The sequence below is a fragment of the Butyrivibrio sp. genome (genome assembly GCF_017940685.1).
Lineage (GTDB): Bacteria > Bacillota > Clostridia > Lachnospirales > Lachnospiraceae > Butyrivibrio.
In genome coordinates, this window is the sequence record NZ_JAGAYD010000083.1 from 1 (window position 1) to 3,993 (window position 3,993).

The 3,993-nt window shown below is 41.7% G+C and carries 4 protein-coding genes; all 4 read right to left on the bottom strand.

Annotation, left to right across the window (positions count from 1 at the left end; genetic code table 11):
- The coding region (locus tag J6I68_RS05545) for a VirB4-like conjugal transfer ATPase, CD1110 family (protein ID WP_292206722.1) at positions 1-2,380 on the bottom strand (2,380 nt) is incomplete at its 3' end.
- A gap of 19 nt (positions 2,381-2,399) precedes the next feature.
- Positions 2,400-2,786 carry a PrgI family protein gene (locus J6I68_RS05550; RefSeq protein WP_292206716.1) on the bottom strand — a complete coding sequence of 129 codons (387 nt, stop codon included), beginning with the start codon at positions 2,784-2,786 and terminating at the stop codon, positions 2,400-2,402.
- Between the two features lie 10 nt (positions 2,787-2,796).
- On the bottom strand, positions 2,797-3,663 hold the full coding sequence (locus J6I68_RS05555) for a VirB6/TrbL-like conjugal transfer protein, CD1112 family (RefSeq protein WP_292218273.1): 867 nt from the start codon (positions 3,661-3,663) through the stop codon (positions 2,797-2,799).
- A 99-nt stretch (positions 3,664-3,762) separates the two neighbouring features.
- Positions 3,763-3,975, bottom strand: coding sequence for a Maff2 family mobile element protein (locus J6I68_RS05560; protein WP_022770880.1), 213 nt, complete (start codon positions 3,973-3,975; stop codon positions 3,763-3,765).
- Positions 3,976-3,993 lie beyond the last annotated feature (18 nt).

Below are 3,993 nucleotides of genomic sequence, written 5' to 3' on the forward strand. Positions count from 1 at the left end.
CTTCATCCTCTGCCTTATCTATCCACTTGGTTGTCATGATCTTGTAGAGTTCAGTATCCTTAGGGAATCTGTCCACGAAGGGTAAGATTACATTTCCGTAAAACAAAAGCCCTTCACCTTCTCCCGAATGTGTTACATACGAGAGCTGATGAGGGCTTATATTTAACTGCTTTGCAAGGATTGATCTGTCACCAACAGCCTGATTGAGCATATAGATAAAATCTGAGTTTTCAAAGATGTTCTCTACCTCTTTTGAAGCAAGAAGGTCCTTTACGTTCTGCGTGATACCAGTCGGAATACCGCCCCACTTTCTAAATCTCTTCCAGATTTCTACTGTGTATGCAGCTGTCTGTTCCTCACGCAGAAGAAGGTGCATCTCATCCATGTAATAACGAGTAGACTTACCTGCTTCTCTATTCTCTGTAACTCTTCCCCAAACCTGATCCTGAACTACCAGCATTCCAATCTTCTTAAGCTGCTTGCCTAGATCCTTGATGTCATAGCACACAAGACGATTGGTGAGCTCCACATTAGTCCTATGATTAAAAACATTAAGGGAACCACTGACATAGATTTCAAGTGCAGTTGCAACATGCTTTGCCTCAGGCTCATCCTGTTCCAAAAGTTTGTTGTAAAGGTCTTCAAGAATAGGCATATTCTCAGGTGTCGGATTCTCAAAATATTTCTGATAAATCTGTCTGATACATCTGTCTATTACTGTTTTCTCTACAGGCTGCAATCCTTCCTTTGAGCCAACAATAAGCTCACATAAAGACAAGATGAAGTCTGCCTTAAGAGCAATTGGGTTATCATCATCAGAATAATTCATGTTGATATCCATCGGATTGATGTACTGAGCCGAGGTTGGGCTAATCTTGATAACCTGACCTCCAAACCTGTCCACAAGTGCAGAGTATTCTGACTCCGGATCGCTGATAATGATGTCATCGTCTGTTACAAGAAATAGGTTTGCTATTTCTCTTTTGGCTGAAAATGATTTACCGGAGCCAGGTGTTCCAAGGATAAGTCCATTAGGATTCTTTAAAAGCTTTCTATCCACCATGATTAGGTTATTGGATAGTGCGTTAAGCCCATAATAAAGAGCTCCCCTGTGATCCTGGAATAACTCCTGCGTAGTAAATGGAACAAAGATTGCTGTGCTTGAAGTTGTCATGCCTCGCTGAATATCTACCTCGTTATAAGCAAGCGGTAATGTACTCACAAGGCCCTGCTCCTGCTGAAAATCCAATCTGATAAGATTACAGTTGTGCTTCTGTGCAATAGAAGATGCCTGAAAGATATTGTTTTCAAGCTCCTGCATTGAACGTCCTGTATTAAGAACCATGAATGTCAAAAGAAACATTCTCTCATTCTGCGTCTGCAGCTCTTTTAACAGAGCCTTGGCATCCCTGCCATAAGTAGCAAGGTCTGAAGGAATGATTTCCATATCGTACCCGGCTCTTACTGCCTTCTTCTGTTCCTCAATCTTGGAACGGTCAAGCTCAGTGATAGTGTGCTTGATTGTCTTGATAGCTTCATTCTGATCTACTGACTGAATGTGCATGGTAACAATCTGTGTAGACTCCATACCAAGGAAGTCTGCAAGCATTCTGTCGCTGATATCTGATGCATCTATTGATAAAAAGCTCATAGCACAGAAAAGATCTCCAATCTTGAAGTATCTACCTGTAGGAAACTCAAATCCGCTAGGCGCAATGAAATCTTTAACAGATAAGCCGCTACCAACAAGATATTTCCAATCAAAATGGAATCTTGCCTTATCGCCCATGTGAAGCTGTCTGTGCATTAGCGCAAGTCTCTGGTATCCATCAAGTGTCTCTGCCACAACTCCAAGTCTTTTGAAGTTATTGAGCAGATCCATCTCAATATGAATGAGTCTTGGCTTTGCTGACTTCATAGAGTCTGCATGGATTCCAAAGGTTATGTACTTGGTCTTGGTAAGACCGTTGTTTCCAGCCTCCATCTGCTTCAAGAGCACTGTAGAATACTCATCTCTCACATCATTGAAGCCATCCTTCTGATGAGGAATCGCAATCTTTCTCTCAAAGTCTGTGGCATCTGTAGCCAGATTCATGAAAGAAAGCTCGAAGTGTACTGAGCTGTCAAAGAAGTTAAGAAAACTGCACCACTCCTCAAAAATCTCTGTTTTATCCTCCTGCTGTGCAAGCTGATAATTGATGTCCTGAAACTGAATTGTTTTGGTGTAGTAATCTCTTCCTATTCTGCAGATACCATCCTGAAACATTCGCTCAAAAGGAATTGTCTGCTGGGCTGTACGTGGTGTTCCATCATCGTGCTGAGCCATTTTTATGATCTCTTTTATTTCTTCCTGTTCCTGTCTGTTTAAGCCTTCCGGCATAACAAACTCCCTGGTATTCTTATTCTTTTTCCATGGAAGTACGAACAATTCTATCAACCTCCTTTTCTGCAGCCGCCTGTCTCATAAGAGCTGCATAGTAATTGTCTGTTTTGTATGGTCGTTTCTTAGGTCGGATAAAGACCTGCTGAATGAAATGCGCCAAAAGGACTTCCAAAGGTCTGCCATTCTTTTCATACATGGCAAAGAAAAACAGCGGCATCATAACGACCATCATTCCCATTACCGCTGTGTTTACTGCCGCAACACTTTTTATTAAAAAAAATGACGGTACTCCAATGAGTGCCGCCACTGAAAAGCATATTATCTGCCTTTTGGTAAGGTTGAACATCACCTTACTTTTGACCTTTGTAAGATCTCTTGGAACACTAATGTAAGATGCTGCCATCTAATCCTCCTTAGTGTGCCTGGAGTACTGATTTGGCTACTCCTCCGCTCTTGAAAATACTAAAGGCAAGAAGAAGCGTATATCCCAGAACTCCCCAAATTGAAACAATAATGTCACTTGAAAAAGCTACTGTCTGAACCAGCATTGCATATATTCCCACGCAGATCAGAATCAAAAAGCCCTGAAAACCTAATGCAAAAAGACTTCTCATGTAGTTCTGTCCAATCATGCTCTGCTCTCTGTTTCCAAAGGTTGCCATAGGAATAGGAGCCATTGAAACATACATATAAATCTCAATCATTCTGCAGAAAATCAGTACAAATATCAGCTTCGAGAGAATCAATATAAGTATCTTGATGATGTAAATCTGCATAAACAGGAATATGATTTCTCCAAGTCCCATTGCTTCAATGGTTGACTGCATTGCAGCCAAAGCCGATGCATCCACAGCTGTATCAGCCTGAATGATTCCTCCGGCATTTGCTATGACGTGACTCGCCACGTCAAATACTGCCATTGTGAAATCAAAGGTGTGGGTGATAAGCTCTACAGCAATAAAGGTTTTGAATATCCATTTGAAGATAAACCATGTTTCAAAGTTAGCAAGATTGTTGTAGCTGCAGATAATTGAAATAAGCTCATACACAGCTACAAAGGTGAGAATAATACCTGCAATTGGCATGATGACCGTCTCCGATATCTGCCTGATCATATTGAAGACCTGCGGATTGAAACCTGATGGTGTAACCGCCAGATCTGACGATATGTTTCCAACCTCAGTATTCACAGAATCAAATATGCTGCTGATAGTATCCATTAGCACAGGAATAATTAGACCTTTCAGCCACTCTTCCACTTGCTGAAATATAGTATCCAATTTGTCCTCCTATTGCTTTTTTAATAATGGAGCCAAGCCTTCAATGCCTGGCTCCGATGCCTTTGGGTTTATACCCAGTTCGTTGGAACTTCGCCCTTTTTAGAAGAGGCCAGCGAGCAAAGGAACAAGTGTAGTGCCGACTAGAGCAACTCCGCCTCCAGCCATTAACTGCTTCATACCCTGTGACTTTGCTCCAGGGTTGTCATTTCCATAACCTTCAAGAAGGTTAATTGCTCCCCAAACTCCAAGACCTGCTCCAAGTGCGATAACGATTGTCTGCAGTGAACCTACTGCGCTCTGAAAAAATGCCATAATGTGTAAAGCCAAAAA

Bases quoted from the DNA above. Each gene is read 5' to 3' on its own strand.
- J6I68_RS05560 (WP_022770880.1), bottom strand. From the start codon at position 3,975: ATGGCATTTTTTCAGAGCGCAGTAGGTTCACTGCAGACAATCGTTATC.
- J6I68_RS05550 (WP_292206716.1), bottom strand. From the start codon at position 2,786: ATGGCAGCATCTTACATTAGTGTTCCAAGAGATCTTACAAAGGTCAAA.